Source organism: Phycisphaeraceae bacterium (genome assembly GCA_015709595.1).
Classification (GTDB): Bacteria; Planctomycetota; Phycisphaerae; order Phycisphaerales; family SM1A02; genus CAADGA01.
Genome location: CP054178.1, coordinates 3,267,392 through 3,285,924, shown reverse-complemented (window position 1 = coordinate 3,285,924; position 18,533 = coordinate 3,267,392). Strand labels below are relative to the sequence as shown.

Annotated in this window: 16 protein-coding genes; 2 read left to right on the top strand and 14 right to left on the bottom strand. The window is 67.0% G+C overall.

The window, feature by feature from the left end:
- Positions 1-20: 20 nt before the first annotated feature.
- The 13 genes from HRU76_13950 to HRU76_13890 all read right to left on the bottom strand — a co-directional run bounded on the left by HRU76_13950 (position 21) and on the right by HRU76_13890 (position 16,098).
- Positions 21-434, bottom strand: a complete 414-nt coding sequence (locus HRU76_13950; protein QOJ18618.1) for a helix-turn-helix domain-containing protein — start codon at positions 432-434, stop codon at positions 21-23.
- Positions 435-436: 2 nt separating this feature from the next.
- A complete protein-coding gene (locus HRU76_13945) occupies positions 437-739 on the bottom strand; it encodes a DUF4258 domain-containing protein (GenBank protein ID QOJ18617.1) in 303 nt (100 codons plus the stop codon).
- A 9-nt stretch (positions 740-748) separates the two neighbouring features.
- A complete protein-coding gene (locus tag HRU76_13940; protein ID QOJ18616.1) occupies positions 749-1,063 on the bottom strand; it encodes a hypothetical protein in 315 nt (104 codons plus the stop codon).
- A 33-nt stretch (positions 1,064-1,096) separates the two neighbouring features.
- Positions 1,097-3,154 (bottom strand): AAA family ATPase, encoded by a 2,058-nt coding sequence (locus HRU76_13935; protein ID QOJ18615.1) that lies wholly within the window; start codon positions 3,152-3,154, stop codon positions 1,097-1,099.
- Positions 3,155-3,267: 113 nt separating this feature from the next.
- Positions 3,268-3,480, bottom strand: a complete 213-nt coding sequence (locus tag HRU76_13930; GenBank protein ID QOJ18614.1) for a helix-turn-helix domain-containing protein — start codon at positions 3,478-3,480, stop codon at positions 3,268-3,270.
- Complete coding sequence (locus tag HRU76_13925; protein QOJ18613.1) at positions 3,470-3,688, bottom strand: DNA-binding protein; 219 nt, start codon at positions 3,686-3,688, stop codon at positions 3,470-3,472. The genes HRU76_13930 and HRU76_13925 overlap by 11 nt, the downstream gene beginning before the upstream one ends.
- Positions 3,689-3,749: 61 nt before the next feature.
- Positions 3,750-4,775, bottom strand: a complete 1,026-nt coding sequence (locus HRU76_13920) for a hypothetical protein (protein QOJ18612.1) — start codon at positions 4,773-4,775, stop codon at positions 3,750-3,752.
- Between the two features lie 706 nt (positions 4,776-5,481).
- A complete protein-coding gene (locus HRU76_13915; protein QOJ18611.1) occupies positions 5,482-6,339 on the bottom strand; it encodes a hypothetical protein in 858 nt (285 codons plus the stop codon).
- Positions 6,340-7,089: 750 nt separating this feature from the next.
- Positions 7,090-8,880 (bottom strand): hypothetical protein, encoded by a 1,791-nt coding sequence (locus HRU76_13910; GenBank protein ID QOJ16077.1) that lies wholly within the window; start codon positions 8,878-8,880, stop codon positions 7,090-7,092.
- A gap of 180 nt (positions 8,881-9,060) precedes the next feature.
- Positions 9,061-9,933, bottom strand: coding sequence for a sulfotransferase domain-containing protein (locus HRU76_13905; GenBank protein QOJ18610.1), 873 nt, complete (start codon positions 9,931-9,933; stop codon positions 9,061-9,063).
- The gene (locus tag HRU76_13900) at positions 9,934-11,583 is read right to left on the bottom strand and encodes a hypothetical protein (GenBank protein ID QOJ18609.1); all 1,650 of its coding nucleotides are present in this window, start codon (positions 11,581-11,583) and stop codon (positions 9,934-9,936) included. It abuts the gene before it with no gap.
- A 67-nt stretch (positions 11,584-11,650) separates the two neighbouring features.
- Positions 11,651-13,018 carry a hypothetical protein gene (locus tag HRU76_13895; GenBank protein QOJ18608.1) on the bottom strand — a complete coding sequence of 456 codons (1,368 nt, stop codon included), beginning with the start codon at positions 13,016-13,018 and terminating at the stop codon, positions 11,651-11,653.
- A 110-nt stretch (positions 13,019-13,128) separates the two neighbouring features.
- Complete coding sequence (locus tag HRU76_13890) at positions 13,129-16,098, bottom strand: NAD-glutamate dehydrogenase (GenBank protein ID QOJ18607.1); 2,970 nt, start codon at positions 16,096-16,098, stop codon at positions 13,129-13,131.
- An 86-nt stretch (positions 16,099-16,184) separates the two neighbouring features.
- Here HRU76_13890 and ribF point away from each other — a divergent pair, with 86 nt between their 5' ends.
- Positions 16,185-17,105 (top strand): riboflavin biosynthesis protein RibF, encoded by a 921-nt coding sequence (ribF, locus tag HRU76_13885; GenBank protein ID QOJ18606.1) that lies wholly within the window; start codon positions 16,185-16,187, stop codon positions 17,103-17,105.
- Complete coding sequence (locus HRU76_13880) at positions 17,102-18,166, top strand: DHH family phosphoesterase (GenBank protein QOJ18605.1); 1,065 nt, start codon at positions 17,102-17,104, stop codon at positions 18,164-18,166. Before ribF ends, HRU76_13880 begins: the two co-directional genes overlap by 4 nt.
- Here the strand turns inward: HRU76_13880 and HRU76_13875 are convergent.
- Complete coding sequence (locus HRU76_13875) at positions 18,157-18,528, bottom strand: heavy-metal-associated domain-containing protein (GenBank protein ID QOJ18604.1); 372 nt, start codon at positions 18,526-18,528, stop codon at positions 18,157-18,159. The genes HRU76_13880 and HRU76_13875 overlap by 10 nt on opposite strands.
- Positions 18,529-18,533 lie beyond the last annotated feature (5 nt).

Genomic DNA, 18,533 nt, shown 5'->3' with positions numbered 1-18,533 from the left:
GTCCGTTGAATCCCGTCCCGTCACGCCGCGATCGCCACGCCGCGCCGGCCTGCCTCGCGCCGCAGTTTGTCCAGCGCCGCCGCCGATTCCGGGCCGGGCCTCAGCGTGCCGCGCTCCCATCGTGAAACCGTCATCGACGCGACGCCGATCCGCTCCCCCAACTCAACTTGCGTCAGCCCCAGGGCGTTGCGGAGCGTGCGAACGTACCCCGGCGTGGGGGCTTTCGGCGTCTTCATCGCCATGACGCGAATCCGATCAAGGAACCGCGCCGCCTCGGGCTTGAACAGCAGTTCCCCGGTCACGTCCAGTTCGCACCACTCGGGGCGCAGCAGCACGAACAGCGTGCGCCCGTCCGGCAGCCGCATGGTGTAGGGCACGTCGTCCGTGAAGGTCGCTCGATGCGATCCGCGTGGCGTGGTCGTTTTCTTCGGCATGGCTATCGCTCCCAGTACAGCGTCACGAACACCGTCAACTCGCCCGCGTCATCGCGCCCGATGGCGCACACGATCCCGATCGGCGCGCCATCCGCGCAGGGGCCTTCGACGATCCAGCGGGCGCGGGACGCCGCGTCGAACCCGTCCGGCTCGAAGCGCGTGGGGGCGTCGATCGCCGCCAGCACGTCGGCCCAGAACAGCCCCCGGTCATCCATCCGCTTGGCGAAGTGTTCGCTCAGCCGGAACCGCTCGGCTTCGATGCAGCGTCGGATCGTGGAATGGGCGCGCGTGGCGTTGGTGTTCATCGTCCGGTCCTACCGACTATACTCGACTCTAGACGCGCCGTCAAGGGCCGCCGTCATCGACTCCCCGACCGCCACCAGCCACGCGGGCGCGCCGGGGTGGGTGGGCATCCCCAGGTCGTCGGCGATGCCCAGCCGTTCGCCCAAGACGTACCCCGCGTCATCGTCAGCGGGGGCGTACCCGTCCACCAGCAGCCCCACCACCGCCGCCCGGTGTATCCGCAGCCGCGCCGACAGGTCGGGGGGCAGGTCCGCCGGGCGATGCCGCAGCCGGGCCGGGTCGGTCGGGTGCGGGGCCAGTTCGATCCCCGCCCGCGCAAGGGCCACCAGCAGCGGGGCGAGTTCGTGGGGGGTTTGGGTTCACAGTTCCCCCCAGCCGTCGCCGGCGTCCGTGGCCGTGTCCCCAAGGCGCTCACCATCGCCCAAGGCGCTCACTCCCTCACCGTTGAGCATCTTGGACGGATTCCCGTCGAATCCCGCGTGTTTCTCCCCAAGATGCTCACTTGCCGGGGTGTGAGCATCTTCGGTGAGCATCTTCGGGGGTTGAGCATCTTGGGCGGGGAGGGTCCATTCCCAGGGACCACCGAAAGCCGGCTTGCGGGACACCACCCCGATAGCCGCCTTTGCCCGCCGCACCGTGGCGATCGAATACCCCGCGTCGCGGGCATCGCGCTCCACGTCACGCGCAGCGCGTGGGCCGTGGGCCAGCAGGTCGGCCAGCCATTCCGCCGCGTCGTCGCGCTCGGTGCGCCCGCCGCCGTCGTCACGATCACCCGCAAGGGCATCATCGGCGCTCACGTTCACCGGGTCGGGTTCCCACGCCACCGCCGGGCAACCATCGACGCCCAGGGGTTCGATCCGGTATGCCAGCCCGCCCGTGTCCGGGGCAATGTTGTTCTTGATCGGCAGCAGCAGCCGCCGGCGCGGATCGTCCCGGTCCTTGGCCACGGCCCATGCCGCCCTCGCCGCCGCCGCGAACGCAAGCGATCCCATCGCCCGGTAGATTGCCGGCCCGCCGGCCGACTTGTTCAAGTGGGTAACCGCGACCACCGCCACCCGATGCCGCTCCGCGATCGCTCCCAGCGGGGCCAGCAGCCCGCGTATCTCCCCGTTCTTGTGCGAATCGACGCCGCCCAGGTACGCCGTCACCGGGTCGATCACCACCAGCCGGCAACCCTCCACCGATCGGATCGCCGCTTCCAGCGCGGGCAAGTCGCGCGACAGGTCGAACGCGCGGGCCGACTCTCGCCCGTTGTCCCCAACCGATCGGATCGCTTCCAGCGCCACGATCCGGGCCACGTCCGCGCCCGCCGCGTCCAAGCGCGGGCGGATTGTGTCCGCGATCGCATCCTCAGCGCTCAGCAGCACCACGCCGCCGGGCGTGATTCGCTCGCCGCGATGATCGGGCCAGCCCGCGCCCGTCGAAACCCGCGACGCCATATCCAACGTCAGAAACGATTTCCCCAAACCGGGATCGCCGGCAATCAGGGTCAGTTTGCCCAGGGCGAACCGACCGGGCCACAACCACGCCACCGGCTCGGGTTGCACGTCCGACAGCCGCACCACCACCGGCCCGCCGTCAATCGGCGCGGGCTTGGGCGTGGTCGGCGCGGGCTTGGGCGTCAGGGCTTCGACTTCCGCGCGGATCGCCCCCCCGGTCACGTCCCCGCCGCGATGCTCCACCAGGTCCGCCATATCGCCGCCTTCGGGCATCCCCGCCCAGAGTTCAACCAGCCGCACCACTCGCACCGACTTCGCGCCCGCAGCCGTCGCCAGCCGAGCCACGTCCGCCGCGTACCGCTCGCCGGCGTCGTCGTGGTCGGGGAGGATCACAACTTCACGCCCAGACACCGGGGACCAATCCGCCTTGCCCGCCGACTTCGACCCGTGCGGGCTTGTCGTCGCCACCAGCCCGACCGCGCGGGCCGCATCCGCCGCCTTCTCGCCTTCGGCGACGTACACCCGATCGCCGGGCTTCGTCGCCAGCAGGTCGGGCAGGGCGTACAGCGGTCGGGGGGTGGGCATCCCGCCGATGATCCAACCCGCCGGGGTCTTGCTCACCGGGCGCACGTCTTTCCCCGTGGGCGTGTTCCACCGCACCACCAGCCCCACCGGCTCGCCGCCGGCGTCGTGGTACGTCCAGGTCGTCGATCGTGGGCCGTGCCGTCGCTCCAACTCGGCCACCGCGTCGCGGGCCGTGGCGTAGACTTTCTCGGTCTGATTCGCCCCCTCGCGTGTCCGCGCGTCCGGGGCTTTTTTTCTCGGCGGGCCGTGTCCGTTCCGCCGCGCCGTCTGGCGCGGATCATCGGCGAACAGGTCCGCCGCCTGCAACCCGATCGACTCCAGCACGTCGGGAGATTCGCAGCCGGCGTGGCAATGAAGCAGCGCCCGCCCGTCGTCGCCGGCGTGGATGCTCAAACTCGGGGTGCGGTCATCGTGGGCGGGACACCGACAGCACCAGCCCGCGCCGGCTCGCTTCGGTTCGTGGCCGCGTTCGCGTAGGGCCGACAGCACGCGCTCAAGGGGTGAGTTCATTGCTCGCCCCCCTTGGCCGCTTGCTCGGCCAACCACGCTTGCAGCAGGTGATAGGGGTACAGCACACAGCAGCCGACGCGAACGCAGGGGATCGGGCCGCGCGGGCTTGTCAGTTCCCACAGTTTGCGCTGGCCGATGCCCAGCGCCTTCGCCGCGTCGCGCGGGCGCAGGGCCAGGGGGGCGGGGGTCAGGGGGCTATCACTTCGCACGGGCCACCCCCTTCGCCGGCGTGGACGATTCGCGCAGCCGATCGAACACGATCCGCTCCACTACTTCGGGATTGAAGAGCAGCGCACTACCCGCGCGCAGGTGCGGGATTCGTCCCGCTTCGGCTTCGGCCCGCAGCCACGTCGCCGGAACGCGCAGCCGCCGCGCCATTGCTCCCAGGTACAACGGTTTCTTGTTTTCTTCACTCATGCCCACACGAAAGCGCGTGGGCGTTTCTACCGTGGGTATTCTGCGCGGCAGTAAGGGGGCATTAGCGCGGCATCGGCGCGGTCGCTCGTTTCAACGCTTCAACGCCAGCCGGAAGGATCGCCACGCCCGATCGTCCACGCAACGGGTAGTCCACCAGCGGGGGCGTTCGATCGGCGAGTTTCCGGAGCCGCCTCGCCACCGCCTTGCGATCGCCCGGACCTTCATCTGGCAGTACGTCGGCGATCTTCCGCCGCAGGGACGGCGTGCGATTGAGAAACTCCAGTATGGCCACGTCGTTCTCTTCGATCGCCGCAGCAGTTGGAAGGGCCGGGGGCCTCGCGTCGTCGTTACCGCCAGCGTCGCCCCGTGCGCCAGCGGGTGGAGCCAGTTGGATACCCGCATCAATGAGTTCTGCCAACAAGCGGCAGGCGTCTCCGTGAACCTCCGCGCGGACGCGATGGTGTGCGAGCCAATCGACTTCGCTGTAGAAGTCCTCGCGTTTCGCAATCTCTCCGTCGAGTTTCAGTTCGTAGTGCGCGCCATCGCACACGTTTGCGGGATTCCAGCCGTCGGGAAGGCGCTCGCCATTACGGTACCAGTGCGCTTCGAGCGTTCGGCCAGTCCGATCGACGGGCTTCCCCTCCGCGTCAGTCGCGCAGTGTGACCAGTCGAGTTTGTTCGCATCGTGGCGGAACCGCGGTTGAAATTTCGGATAAAGCCAAGAAGTAAGAGCGTGAACCCAGCACATTGCGTGCTGTTCCGGTGTGAGCGGCTTTGCCGCATCGGCCAGATATTCCGGTCGATCATCGGGCAAGGGTTCGCCTTGCTTCCATGTTATCGTGCCGTAGATCGTGAGCACGCCTCCGGGCAGGCGTCCGGTTGCGCGATCCCACCAAGCGCCATTGAGTTCGGCCCGCACTTTCGGAAACGCACCCGCGTCGATCGCGGCCACCAGCAAGCGCGATGCTTGAATGTTTCGAGCCCGCACATTGAACGCCAAGTGTCCGGCCTTTGTATCGCGTTCCACGTCGCCGGTGTATCGCTCCGCCAGCGCCCGAAACCCCCGCGCGATCGCGGTCAGACTCATGCGTGCCATTGGTTCACTCGCCTTTCTCGGGCCGGTCGGGCGGGAGTCCTGGGGCGAGTGACACCCGGACCCCTGCCCGTCCGTTCATCGGGGGATCAAGCCCGACGCCCGTTCACCGAAGTATCGCCGATCCGCATGGGCGATGCGGTCAGCGTCAGGCAATCCACAGCGCAGGAAAAAGCCGCAAACCCGTGACTTTTTTTCCGTTGCTCACCCCTCGGTTCACGCCGGGGCCGCTGGAGGATTTGATCCCCCCTCCCCCCTCTCGGCGCGGGGGGTCAAGGGGTCATCGCGTCCGCTTGCCCCGTGGGCCAGCAGGATGCCGCCCAGTCGATCGCCGGGCCGGGGCGGGGCAATCCCCCGCGTCTCCGGCACCACAACGCCCGTCGTGGCGGCTCTCCGCCTCACCGGCCCGCTTTCACCATCGCCACGATGCCCGCCCGGATCGCCGGGGGCAGTCCGGGCCACGCCGCGACCACCGCCGCCAGGTCGGGATCGGGGGGCGGAACCGGACCCGCCGGCGCGCCGGAATCGCCGGAAAGTGCGCCGCAATTTGCGCCGCCTGACTCGTGGACCCGCGTTTTCCTCGGGGTTTTCGCGGGGTGTTCAAGTCCAGTACGGCCCACTGGCACAAGCCCCCGCTCCGTGGAGCGGGGGCTTGTTGTTTCCAGGTCACCTGTCGCACTGTCGCCGACCTCTGGCGAGGTTACTCCAGCAGCAGGAAGTGGTCGTAGAGCTCCTTCATGCTGAACAGCGTCATGCCTCGGTCGATGTAGCTCCGCACGTCATCGGAGGTCGGGGGCGTTTCGCCGCCGGAGCGGTTGATGTCGTGGTCGGCGAGCACGGCGATCACCTCGGCATGTTGGGGAATGATCCACTGCCGGTTCGGATCGCGCAGCAGGTGCAGGCGATGGGTGCCCATGGCGGCAAAGTCGGTCAGGACGGACCAGTCCAGTTGCCGCTGCGTGGTGCCGCGGACGCGGATGTTGGGCACGCCTTCGAACACCACGTACAAGCCGTACTTCAGCCGGATCAGGTTGGCCAGCGCCAACATCGCGGCGCGATGATCGGTCGGGGCGGAGTTGTCCAGCCAGATCTCGCGGACGCCGGCCTGCATGAGCGGGCGGACCGTGCGATCCACCATGTCGATATGCCGCGCGTCGGCCACATTGAACGGTTCGGCGGGAAGAATGTCCTCCTCACGCCAGGAGTCAATGGTTCGGGGCAGGTAGGCCGAGATGTACACGCCGACGGAGGCGTCCGGCTGGCGCTGTCGAAACCGGGCGAGCTCCTCCAACCAGATCTGCCCTCGATCGCCCATGACGGTGAGCACGGCGAATCGGCCTCGCATGCCCGATTCCTGGAAGCCGTTGGGCATGTGCCAGATGACGCGCCGAATCCCCAGCGCTTCGGCCCTGTCGTAGTGCTTGCGGTAGAACCGGCGGGCGTCTTCCAGCGAGCGATGCTGCCGATCACGCAGGCCGAGGGGGTTGATTTCCGTACCGGCCGCTCCGGCGCAGGGAACCAGGAGTCCCCGTGCGCGAATGGGCGAGAAACCGTCCATGGACGGGGCCGCCGGGACTCGAGGCGAGGGAGCGATCGCGGCCGAGAGCGTCATCAACGCTCCAATGGCCGCGACCAGCGCAAGGAATGATCTCAGACGGGCCGGGGACTTCGATCGGCGACATGGACGACGGAGTGCGGCGAACGAGGGGTGAACGATGCTCAAGTTCATGGAGACATCCTGAAAGGGGGGAAGGGAACAACTCAGCCGCATCCATCGCGGTGAGTCCGTGGACGGCAGGGCGATCAGCAGAGCATGCCCGCACGGGGAAACATGCACGACGCCGGTGAAATCCAGCGCAGGACTCGCATCACAAGCGGTCATGTCCGTGCGCGCAGATTCCGACGAGAACATCGCCGGAAGACATCCATCCGGTGCGTCGGCGTTTGATTGATCAGACGTGTCGGCTGGGGTTCGGTGAGGTCAGAAACGCTCCATCACACCCCCAGCAATCGAGATCATCCGCCAAGCCCGCGCCCCACACGCCGGACGATGCGTACCGACCCGCCTCGCTGAACCTCCTGTTCGAGCGGGCGCTGGTGGTCAGTGTGCGGCATGGTACCGATTGGCGTCAGCGGTCCAAGCAAAAACCTGCAAAAATGCCAAGTTTGACCATCACCGACGTTCGGTGCTGCTTCCGCGGCCCTGATTGATGTCTCGTGGGCCGCGCAAGCGGGGGAGTCCTCAACGAAGCCGCGCGGCCGATGGGCATCGACCGCGCGGCGGGGTTCAGACCAGACCGTCGAATGGTCATTCCAGGTGCGATGGGAGCGCCAGGTGTCCGTCAAACTCAGGGGCCATGCTGAACAGGGTGAATCCCCGGCGGATGTAGTTCCGCACCTCCTCCTCGGTGGGGGGAGTTGAGCCGCCGGCCCGATTCACGTCGTGGTCCGTGAGCACCGCGATCACTTCGGTGTCGGCGGGAATGACCCACTGTGAGCCGGGGTCGCGGACCAGCAGCAGCCGGTGGATGCCCATGGCGGCGAAGTTGTTCAGCACCGACATGTCCAGCGAGCGGGTGGAGCTTCCTCGCGTCCGAGTGTTGGGAACACCCTCGAACACCGTGTACACGCCATAGCGCTCGCGCAGGTAGTTCGCCAAGGCCAGCATGTTCTCGCGGTACTCCGTGGGCGCGGAGTTGTCGAGCCAGATTTCACGAATGCCCGCCTCGACCAGCGGCGCCGCCACCTGATCCACCATCATGCGGTGGGCGGAGTTCTCGTGGTCGTAGGGTTCGTAGGGCAGGATGTCCTCATCGCGCCATCGATCGATGCGCTGAGGCATGTAGGCGGAGACGTACACACCGATGGATGCATCGGGGTTCCGGTCCAGGAACGCACGCGTCTCCTGAATGAAGACGTCGGCTCGCTCGCCCATCACGCTGAGCACGGCGAATCGCCCTCGCATGCCGGATTCCTGGAATCCCGCAGGCATGTGCCAGACGACGCGGGTGATTCCCATCTGCTCCGCTCGCAGGTAATGCTGCCGGTAGAACTGCCGTGCGTGGTCCAGCGAGCGCCACTGATTGCCCCGGAGCCCCAGGGGGTTCAGGGATGTACTCATGGCTCCGGCGCAAGGCACCAACAGGCCTCGGCGTTTGATGGGGACAAACTCGTTGGTCTGACCGCCTTCTCCGCCTTGTCCGGCGCCGCCTTCATTGCCGCCCCCGGAACCGCCGCCGGAGCCACCCCCAGAAACTCCCCCGGAACCGGAACCGGCTCCGCCGGACGATCCACCCACGCCGCCTCCGCCGGGCTCGCCTCCGGTTGTCTGGCCGGAGCCGCCGCTGGAGAGGGTTTCGCCCTTGAGATCCATGGTCACGACCGTTCCGCCACCCGCGTGGCCGCCCGGGACCGCCTTCAGCGATCGCCAGTTGCCGTTGACGCGCAGCATCACGCGGCGCTCGCCTGAGCGTGAAAGGGCCTGGGTCAGCGCGTTTCTGGCCGCCTGCAGTTCATTGACGCCGGAGCCCAGAATCAGCGAGTGTGACGAGACCAGAACGTCCAGCAGCGCCAGCGTATCCTCGAACCGGTTGTTGATCTGGTTGGCCTGCGTGGACGTTGAACTCTCGATGGGCAGCCCATACACGCTCAGTGACGAGCCGGTCGCTCGGTTCTTCGCCTCGGTCATCAGGACGCGGAGGAGGCGATTCATCGCCCGGTCGTATTCACGCGCAACGTCGTCGGGCGAGGCAAGATTCAGGTGAGCGCTCAGCAGCTGGCGCTGCTCGGCGGAAAGCGTGGCCGAGGACAGCATGCCGCCGCGAACCTGAAAGGCGATCAGACGGCCCTGCTGCTCGGCGGCTGCCCGCGCTGCTTCCGCCGCGTAGTGTGCAGCGAGTTCCTGCCGCTCGCGCACGGTCATGGAGACGACGTTGACGACGCCACCCGGACGGACCTCGACGAGGATCGGTTCCTTCACATGCTCCAGGTCGATCGCCAGGGTCGGGATGGTAAGAGCCGCAGCAATTGCCGTGATGGTTCGGCCAAGCCAGTGGCCACGCGGCCGTGACAGATCGGATGAGGAGGTAATTCGACGCATGTCAGCATCCTGCCTTGAGTGCCAATCGGACGTGACCCGGACGCAACGTGGGGTCGGGCCTCTTCAAGTGTGACATTGGCAAATGGGGAAGGGCAGCGAAGACAGAGAATCCCACCGCCGTCGGCTGATCCAGACGGCAAGGATTCCCTGACCGAGTCAACCGGTGTGGATTACCAGCGGCTACGGCGCTGCGGAAATCGGCGTGGCGGCAGGAGATGCCGCCTGCCTTTCACGACGGAACTGGTCAAGCCAGGCCGCGTCGGGCTCATAACCGGCTCGGATCAATGCGTCGCCGCAATGTTCGGCGAACATCTCGGCCGCCTCGACGGTGAAGTGATTCCGCCAGTCGCCAACCTGCCCCTTGCGCAGGAAGCTCTTGGCGTCCTCCTGACCGGCCTTGCGGCCTGACTGCTTGTCGAAGGAGAATCGATCCAGCGTGACCTGTATCCGGTCCATGTCCGGATCGCGCCCAGTCAGATCGCGCATGGCGCTGGCGAAGGTGCGAGGTCCATCCAGTCGCAGGTCCTCGTATTTCAGCAGCACCATGCCTGGATTGGCGGCCTCGTAGTAGGACAGCACGTGGTCGCCCCAGTTGATGCCGATGTGGGGGCGCTTCATCTGCGCCTCGACAAAACGATTGAAGTTACCCTGCTTGTCGGCATGGCTGGTGAAGCCCGGAAAGATCCGGCGCTGTCTCCGGCTCAGTTTTCGCCGCTGACCTTCCGGGATGCGTCGAAGCACGTAGAAGAACATGGAGGTCAGCGCATCCCGCCCGTCGCGCATGGCGTAGACGCCACGCGGGTATCGCCTGGTGACGCGCTCGTGCCCGTGAACCACCGCGGGAAAACCGATCGGCAGAAGCGAAAATTTGGGGAACGGCAGCTGCAGGTAGTCCGCCGTGATCTGACTGACCCACGTGGTCCCGCTCTTGGGAAAGCCGAGGACAAAGACCATCGGAATGGCGCGCGTGAAGCGCTGGCCCATCCACCACGTCACATGGTGTGACACGGTGCGCAGCCGGGCGTAGAACGGTGATTCCGGGGGGGTCAGCATTCAGTCGAATCCAATGCCGGGGCGAACATCATCGCCCGACTCGGCGGAGCGGCGGCGCGGTCGGCTCCTCCCGGCGCCGTCGCCACGCCCTCCGCCTCGCACGAGGCGCTTCAGCAGTTGCCAATCCGAGGCGGTGAGCGTGATGAAGCACGAGAGCAGGGCGTAGGTTACGCCGTACACCCCGAGAGCCAAGCCGAGCGTCCAGAGCGTCCATGCTTCGATGAACTCCATCACGCCCCACAGGACGGGAATCGCCAGCAGTGACGCAATCAACGGGCGGATCAGCGGCGCCAGCAGGTCGCGGGCGCGGAGAGACACCAGCCGCGCGCCGATCCACGGAATGATCACGCCATGCACGGCGCCCACGCTGAGCGTGAAGGCCCAGGCGGGGGCGTTCCACTCCGCCGTCCCGCCCTGCAGCAGCCAGATCAGCAGGAAACAGAGCACCGGATTGGCCAGCCCGCCCGCCAGAACCCACGGCGCGTACTGACGAACGTGCCCGGCGCCGTAGAGAATGCGCGTCCAGCCATCGGCCACACTTCGGACGGCGATGCCGATGCTGAGAATGGCGATCATCTGTGCGGCAGGGGGGATGGTCTGAAGCGGGTTGTCCAACCGATCGCCCACCCACACCTGCAGCATGGGGCCGGCCAGCAGCACCACCGCCACGGTGGAGGGAAACGTCACGAAGCCGTTGAGCCGCGTGGAATGGTGTATCAGCCGCGAAAGACGGCCCGATTCGCTCTCCGGGCCGGAGGTCATGCGAGCCGAGACGGAATCAAGCCCGTCGGTCACGCCGACGGCCAACCGGCGCGTGTAACTGGTGAGCTGCACCGCCAGCCCGAAGATGGTGTTGGCCAGCAGCCCGAAGGCCAGATTCATGATGACGGCGTTGACCCGGATGTGCAGGTTCATGGCGGTCACGACGGCGATGTTCCAGCCGCCGATGCCCAGGATCGACCGCAGCGCCGCGCGGTTGACCAGCCGGGGCGCCGGCGCCAGTCGGCGGTCACGATGCACCATCACGCCGCAGGCGATCAGAAGGCCGGCCACGGTCAGCAGGGAGGATGACCACGAAAAGAGAATGAGCGCCTCGGAGGCGCTGGCGGGCGAAGCCAGAAATACCACCCAGAGGGCGGCGATGAACTGCGCCAGGCGCTGCTCCATCAGCAGCCACAGGTTGTGCTCGGTCATCCGTTCCGAGACGAGATACATGTTGAAGGTGGGCGCCAAGGCGATGGTGCAGAAGACCTCGAGCGCCCTGGCCGCGACCAGTCCGCGGGCGGCGCTCACCATGCCGTTGATCTCGAACAGGTCGATGAAGATCCAGATCAGCACGAACAGCACCAGCACGAAGGCGCCGACGGTGCAGGTGATGGCCAGGGCGGTGTTGTAGACGCCGCGGAACAGACCGGGGTCGCCGCTGTGGTATGCCGATCCCAGTTCGCGGATCATGCTGGCCCGGATGATCTCCTTGAACATCGCCGCCAGGCCCACGGTGGAGCCGAACAATGAAACCAGGCCGAAGCCGTCCTCGCCCACGCTTCGCAGCAGCAGGCGCACGAGAAACAGCCCCAGCACGACCGAGGCGAACAGTCGCACGTAGTTGGTGGCGATCCGCACGAACCCGCGTTTCACTTCGCTGGGCATCGACGTGTCTCGAGGGTGGTGCGGGTCACGCGGAACAAGGGGGACGAATCGGCGTGCGTGAAGCGGGTCATCCGGCGGGCTGATCGACCAGGGCCGCATCCGGCGCGGGCTCCATCGGCCGCCCCCCCAGCGGGACGGCGCGGACCAGCGGAGCCCGTCCGACGAAGCGTCCGATCGCCATGGCCGTCAGGTAGGCCAGCGCGAGCCCGAGCAGCATGTTGAACGTCATCAGCACCGACTCGCCGCGCGGCAGGCCCATGACGTCGCCCATGGTCGATCCGATGGCCAGCACCGCCAGGGGCTTCTCGGGGTGACGCCAGACAATCTCGTCGCCGAGCCGTAGAAGCATCGCGCCAATGAAGGCGTAGATGATGAGCGCGTACAGCCCGCCTTCCGCGGCGGACTGCCCGATGATGCCGGGGCTGATCTTCACCAGACTGCGGTTGACCTGCTGAAGCGAGGCGTCCTTGGCGATCATGGTGGACAACGGTTCCGGCTTGCCCTCCCAGAACAGTCGCGGAATCGGCATGGCCACCAGGCAGCGCAGGGCGAGCAGGTGGCGATACTCCAGCCGCTCGGGATAGGACTCGATGAGCCACATGCTGACCGGCCCGACGGCCTGGCCTTCGAAGAGCGCCAGCAGTCCTTCCGACACGTTGGCCGTGCGCATTTCCGCGATCTGCTGAGCGGCGGTGCGGTCGAACTCCTGCGCCTTGCGCGCCGCGGTGTACAGCGCGACGAACAGCACCGGCACCACGGCGATGGCGGCCATCTGCGCCACCACCCGGCGCGTGGGCATGAAACGCCACGAAGCGTAGTACATGCCCCACAGCAGCGCGGCGGCCACGGCGATCAGGGGACGACGGCTGAAGTAGTCGGTAATGGCGTTCACCGCGTTGGCGGCGAGAATAAAGGCCGAAAAGCAGGCGATGGCGGGATTGAGCAGGCGGGGACCCCAGATCCACCCCACGATGCCGCAGGCCATGGCCGAACACACCATGCCCCACTTGTCTGTAATGGTGCCGATGACGGGCAGTTTGAGCGTCATGCGCAGGCCGAAGCCCATGATGGTCAGGATCACCGCCAGCACCATCATCACCGACACGCTGGGCTGGTACGTGGGGACCGGAACATGCCGCAGCACCACTTGGCTGCCCCAGCCCTTGTTATAGAACAGGTTGAACGCCGCCATGAAGATCAGCAGCAGCACCGTGTACTCCAACCCGGCGGCGACCGGGTTGGTCACCGGGTAGTTGCCGAAGTACTCCGTGATCAGGGCTCGCCCCGGACTGATGACGATGTAGATGATCGCGCCCACGATCGCGTAGTTGCGCAGACTCATCAGGGGGTGCGTGCCGCGAATCTGCTGCAGGAGCATCAGCAGCATGAGCGCCGGCGCCAGCAGGATGAGGAATGTCCCGAGCAGGTCGGCCATCGTCTCTCCGGATCAGGCGGGAGCCACCCGCGCACAACGGTACTCACCGCCGGGCGTTCGGGTTCAACAGGACTATCGGCCATTCCCGTCGGTTGATCGAGAGGCGACGGTCATCCCATCTCGCCGGCAGGCCCGATATCCCCCAGCGCCGACCGGGTGCCTCCGCGGGCCAGCAGTTCGGCGATGCGGGCCCGGTGGGGGAGGTTCGACGCCAGCACCTCGTCGCGCAGGACGGCGGTCTGACGTTCCTGCCGCAGGTATCGAATGGCGAACTCCGCGACCGCGGCCATGGGCATCGACTCCAGGTAGTCCAGTCCTTCCTTGTAGACGATGCGAGACGCCAGCGAGGCGGCGACCATGCCCTTGAGGTACGCCCTGGGCATCCGCTCCCACAGCGCCTCGCCCACATGGTCCACCAGCACCCTTGGAAGGTGCTCCAGCGCCAGCCCGCGCACCAGCAGCCAGTCCTGCTGAGGCAGACCGTCCAGAACGTTCTCGATGGCGTCGCTGGCCCGGATGATGACGCGGCTGAGCCGGATGCTCATCTCGGCCAACGGCACGTGCGGCTGCCGTTGGTGCTCGCGCATCAGCAGCTCCGCCTCCTTGCGGGCCAGGTCGCGCAGCTTGACCAGCACCTGCTCGACGAAGGTCTTCTTGATCGCCAGGAACTCCTGGGTGGAGACCACCATGCTGGCGCTGATCTCGTAACTGGAGCAGATCACGCCGCACTTGTTGGCTGAGGAGTCCTTGAAGATGAGGGCGCCGGCGTCAGACAACTCGCGTCGAGCGCCGGGCGTGAGAAACAGGTTGGCCCCCTCCACGATCACCTTGCTGGACGGCTTGCCGCCGGACGTCAGGTACTGCCGCCAGTTGCCCTCGTGAATGGTGCGAGGACGACCGCCCGCCGGGACGAATGCGTCGGCGATGATGCGATTGTGCAGCGTGTTGCGCAGGTGGATCCCGTCCGGCTCGTCCACGCTCACGATTCGGCCTCGCGGCCCCAGTTTGGAGCGGTCGAACTGGGCGATTGGAAGCGACTTCGACACCAACCGCAGCAGTTCGGCGTGATTGAGCCCGTCGGGATCCTCGCCCACGCCGCTGCCGTCGGCGATGCCCACGATGCGGGCGTTCTCGCCATACTCGCGATGCAGGATCTTGATCTCGTTGCCGGCCACGTCGCCATCGGGCCCGCCGGTGATCTTGACCGTGAAGGGCTGCTGCTTCGGGTCGATGCCGACGGCGCGAAGGGCGACGTCCAGGAACACGGTGACGCCTTCGCTGGTGACGCCGTATTCCTTGTGGTTGATGCCCGCCCCCGGCTTGGAGCTCATGAACGAGTTGGGCAGACCGTAGCCGCGCCGACCGGCGCGGTCCACGATCCACTCGATCAGGTCGGGCGTGATGTTCTCATCCGGACCGAGGTAGAGAATTTCCTCGCGTCCGAAGCGGTCGAAGACCTGGGCCTTCACCTCGGGCGCCGGCACGATCAGGTCGAGCAGCGAATCGGCGAAGGCCTTGAAGCAGCGTGCCACCGGGTTGCCCGGCTCAACCAGGATGACGGCCTTGGCGCCGCCCTCGGGAATGTCCTTGTTCTTGAGCTGCTGGGCGAAGGCCAGACCGTAGCACTCGTCATACAGCCGTTCGGCCTCGCGGGCGTGCTGCTCCAGACCCGCCGGCCTGACCGCCCGAACCCCGCCGCGGGCAATGTCGCGGAAGCGCACGTGGAAGGCGTTGAAGCCGCGTCCGTGGATGAAGAACACCCCGTAGGGCGGCTCCTCCCGTTCCGGCGTCGTCAGCAGCGCCGGGTCAATCCGCATGGACAGGGCGTATCGCTGCTCCAGATAGACGTTGGTGCGCAGGGTGGCGTCCACCGCGTCCACCATGCGCGACAGGAGCGTGCGCGCATCTTCGGGGTCGATTTCGGTGGCGATGTCGCTCCGCAGCGCCTTGGCCCTTGCGTCGTACTCGGCGTCCGTCAGCGGTCGCTCCGGGTTGAAGCGATCCATGAACAGGTCGGCGATGCGCCGCGTCAGCGTCATGTGCCGGTCCGCCAGACGGAACAGCCGGTCGCGGGCGAAGGCGTAGGGGTTGGTCTTCACCAGCACCTGATGCACCAGATTGCACAGCGCGAGAATGACCTCGGCGCGGCGTATGCCGAGCTCCGCATGGGCGTCGGACAAGGTCAGCGCGGCGTCATCGATCCACTTGATGCGCAGCAGGTCGCGTCGAACGCTCCGCCAGAGCTCGCCCGCGGGGTCAATCGCTCCGCCGTCCGGTCCCTGCACGATGAAGCCAAGGATGCCGATCTGGCCGTTGCCCGGATCGTCGATGAGGTCCAGATGAGCGCGGTGGATGTTGATGGCGTAGCGGCTCAGGCGCGTGGCGATGCGCTCGATCATCGTGCGCGTGCGCGAATTGCCCACCGCCACGATGATTCGGCTGAACGCCGGGTCCGTCTCACGCTCCAGTTCGACGGCGCAGCCGTCGGTGCCGCTGAGCGACTTGAAGAGCTGCCAGTGCTTGTGCAGCCGCAGCGGGGTCAGAGTCAGCACGTATTCGGCGTCGCAGCGGGCCACGTGGGCGCGAATCTCGGCTTCGGGCCAGTCCGGCGCATGCTCACGGGCGTAGGCCACGACCTCTTCGAGCTTGCGCGCCTGTTCAGGTTTCGAGGCGTCGAACTGGGCCGCCTCGCCGAACTCGAAGACGTTGAGCACCAGCTTGCCGTCGGCGGCGGTGTGAATCTTGGCCGAGCGAAGAGGCGGCTCCTGCGGCAGTTCATGCACAAGCTCCGCCAGCACGCCGGGGTAATCCATCGGGCGGATCATGGTCCACTGCAGGCCATCCGCCGACTTGAGCGTCAGCTTGGGCGGCTGTCCGGAAGCGCGGGCCGCCAGAATCGCCCGCAGGTGGGCCAGTCGCGTGCGATGATCGGTGTCAAGAAAGTACACCCCCGGCATCTGCTCGACGAACCACGGAACGACCTCCTCGGCCGTCTCGCGCAGCCCGTCCATCACCTCGTCCATCAGGTGCCGGGGATCGTCCGTCTTGACTGCGGTGGCCGATGGCGCGTGGGTGGTCATAGGCAGGGTCATAGGAGGGTGTCGGAAGGGGATCAAGACGGGAGAAGTGCTTGGCCGAGGGGGATCGACATCCCTACCGTGCTTTCATGCCCGGCTGCACCGCCCTGACTATCGGCACGTTCGACGGCGTTCATTGCGGACATCGTGCCCTCATACGGCAGGCCCGACGGGCCGCAGGCGAGGGGGGGCGGGTCATCGGCATGGTGTTCGACCCTCATCCGCTGGCGATCCTGAAACCGGAGACAGCCCCGGCGCCCCTCTCCACCCTGAGTCAGCGGCGTCGCTGGCTTCTCGAGAGCGGCGCGGACGAGGTAATCCACCTGGCGACCACGCCCGACCTGCTGGCGACTTCACCCGAGGCGTTCGTCTCGGAGTTCGCCGTAAGGTTTCGCCCCAGGTTCGTGGTCGAAGGGCCTGATTTCCGGTTCGGTCGTGATCGCCGTGGCGACATCCGCATGCTGAGGCGTCTTGGGGATCAACATGGTTTTGAGACCATCGTCCTGGACCCCGTCGAGGCGCCGATTTCGGACCATTCCCTGCACCGGGCATCCAGCACCCTGATCCGGTGGCTGGTGGCCCGCGGACGGATGCGGGATGCCGCGCTGCTCCTGGGGAGGCCGTTTGAAATCGAGACCACCGTGATCCGGGGCGCCCAGCGGGGGCGCGACCTGGGCTTCCCGACCGCCAACCTGGCGCCCAACGGGTGTCTTCTGCCCGCAGACGGCATCTACGCCGGTCATGCGGAACTCCCGGACGGGCGTCTGGCTCCCGCCGCCATCAGCGTGGGGGACAACCCGACGTTCCCGGGGCAGTCGCGCCGGTGCGAAGCCCACCTGCTGGATCATGACGGTCCGCTCGACTCGTATGGCTGGACGATCCGGCTGCGCGTCGAATCGTGGGTGCGGGATCAGATTCGCTTTGATTCGATGGCCTCGCTGACATCGCAGATCAAGCGCGACGTGGAGCGCATCCGAACCCTGGTGGACCTGGAGACGATCGCCGCATGAACTCGTCGCACGCCCAGTCTGCCTCACCGCCGGTGACCAACGCGACGCCCGCCGAGGTGGCGGCGCGACTGCTGGCGGCGCGGCGGATCATGCTGACCACGCACGCCAAGCCCGACGGCGACGCCATCGGCAGCGTGCTGGCGCTGGCCCGCGCCTGTCGGGCCGCGGGGTCGGACGCGGCGATCTTTCTCAAGGGTCCGATCCCAGGGCCGATGCGGGCGTTCCTGGGGCCGAATCCAATCATCGAGTTGGCGGAGACGCCCCCGGATGACGCCTTTGACCTCATCGTGGTCTGCGACACCGGCGCCAAGAGCCAGCTCGAACCCCTCGGGGAATGGCTGGCGGCCCGGTCGGCCAAGGTCATCGTGCTCGATCATCACACGCAGGTCGATCCCATCGCCGAGACGCGGATCGTCGAGACGCGGTACGCCGCCGCCGCCCAGCTGGTTCTGGAAGTCGTCGAGAGGATGAAGGTGCCGATCAGCGGCGGACCGTTCGGCATCGCGGAAGCGGTGTTTCTCGGCCTTGCCACCGATACCGGCTGGTTTCGCTTCGTGAATGCGGATGCGGCGGTGTTCCGCGCGGCTTCGAGATTGCTTGAGGCCGGCGCGGACAAGGATCGCATCTTCGCCCTCTCCGAGGAGAACGCCCAGCCCACGCGGCTGGCCCTGACCGCCCGGGCCTTGGCGTCGATCGAAATGCTCGCCGGTGGTCGGGCGGCGCTGATGACGCTGACGCCCGAGGACTTCAGAACCACCGGCGGCGGACCGGAGGAACTCACCGGCATCGTCAATGAGCCCATGACTATCGGAAGCGTTCTGGTGTCGATTCTCGTCACCTCGGTGGAGGAGAACGTGACCAAGGTCAGTTTGCGGTCCAAGGCGCCGGTTGATCTGGGCGACGGCATGCGCCCCGGCATCGACGTCAATCGGCTGGCCGGCCAGTTCGGTGGCGGCGGGCACTTTCACGCCGCCGGGGCGCGAATCCGCGAACCCTTGGCGGCCGCCCGGAAGCGGGTGGTGGACGCCGTGCTCCGAACGCTGGAATCGACTCAGGGCTGATCGGACAGAGGCCGGACCTTGTACTGCAGGGCGACCAGCGCAGCGGTGATCCTGTCGCCGACCTTCGCGTCCCGTGACACGACCACGGCCGTTCCATCCTCAAGCGACACATCGCACGCGATCACCCCGTCCGTCTGGAGAATCGCCTCGATGACCGCTCGCACGCACTGCTGGCAGGTCATGCCATCGATGGAGAATCGCAGAAGCGCCGCCTCAGGGTGAGCGAGACGGGCCTGCTCCACCGTCAACGGCGCGGGCGGCGGGGGCGCCGCGTCACGACCGCAGCACGCAAGCAGCAGCATGGCGGCCGCCGCGGAGGCAGGCCATGATCCGCGAACGACGAGTCGTGAACTGCTGATCATTGATG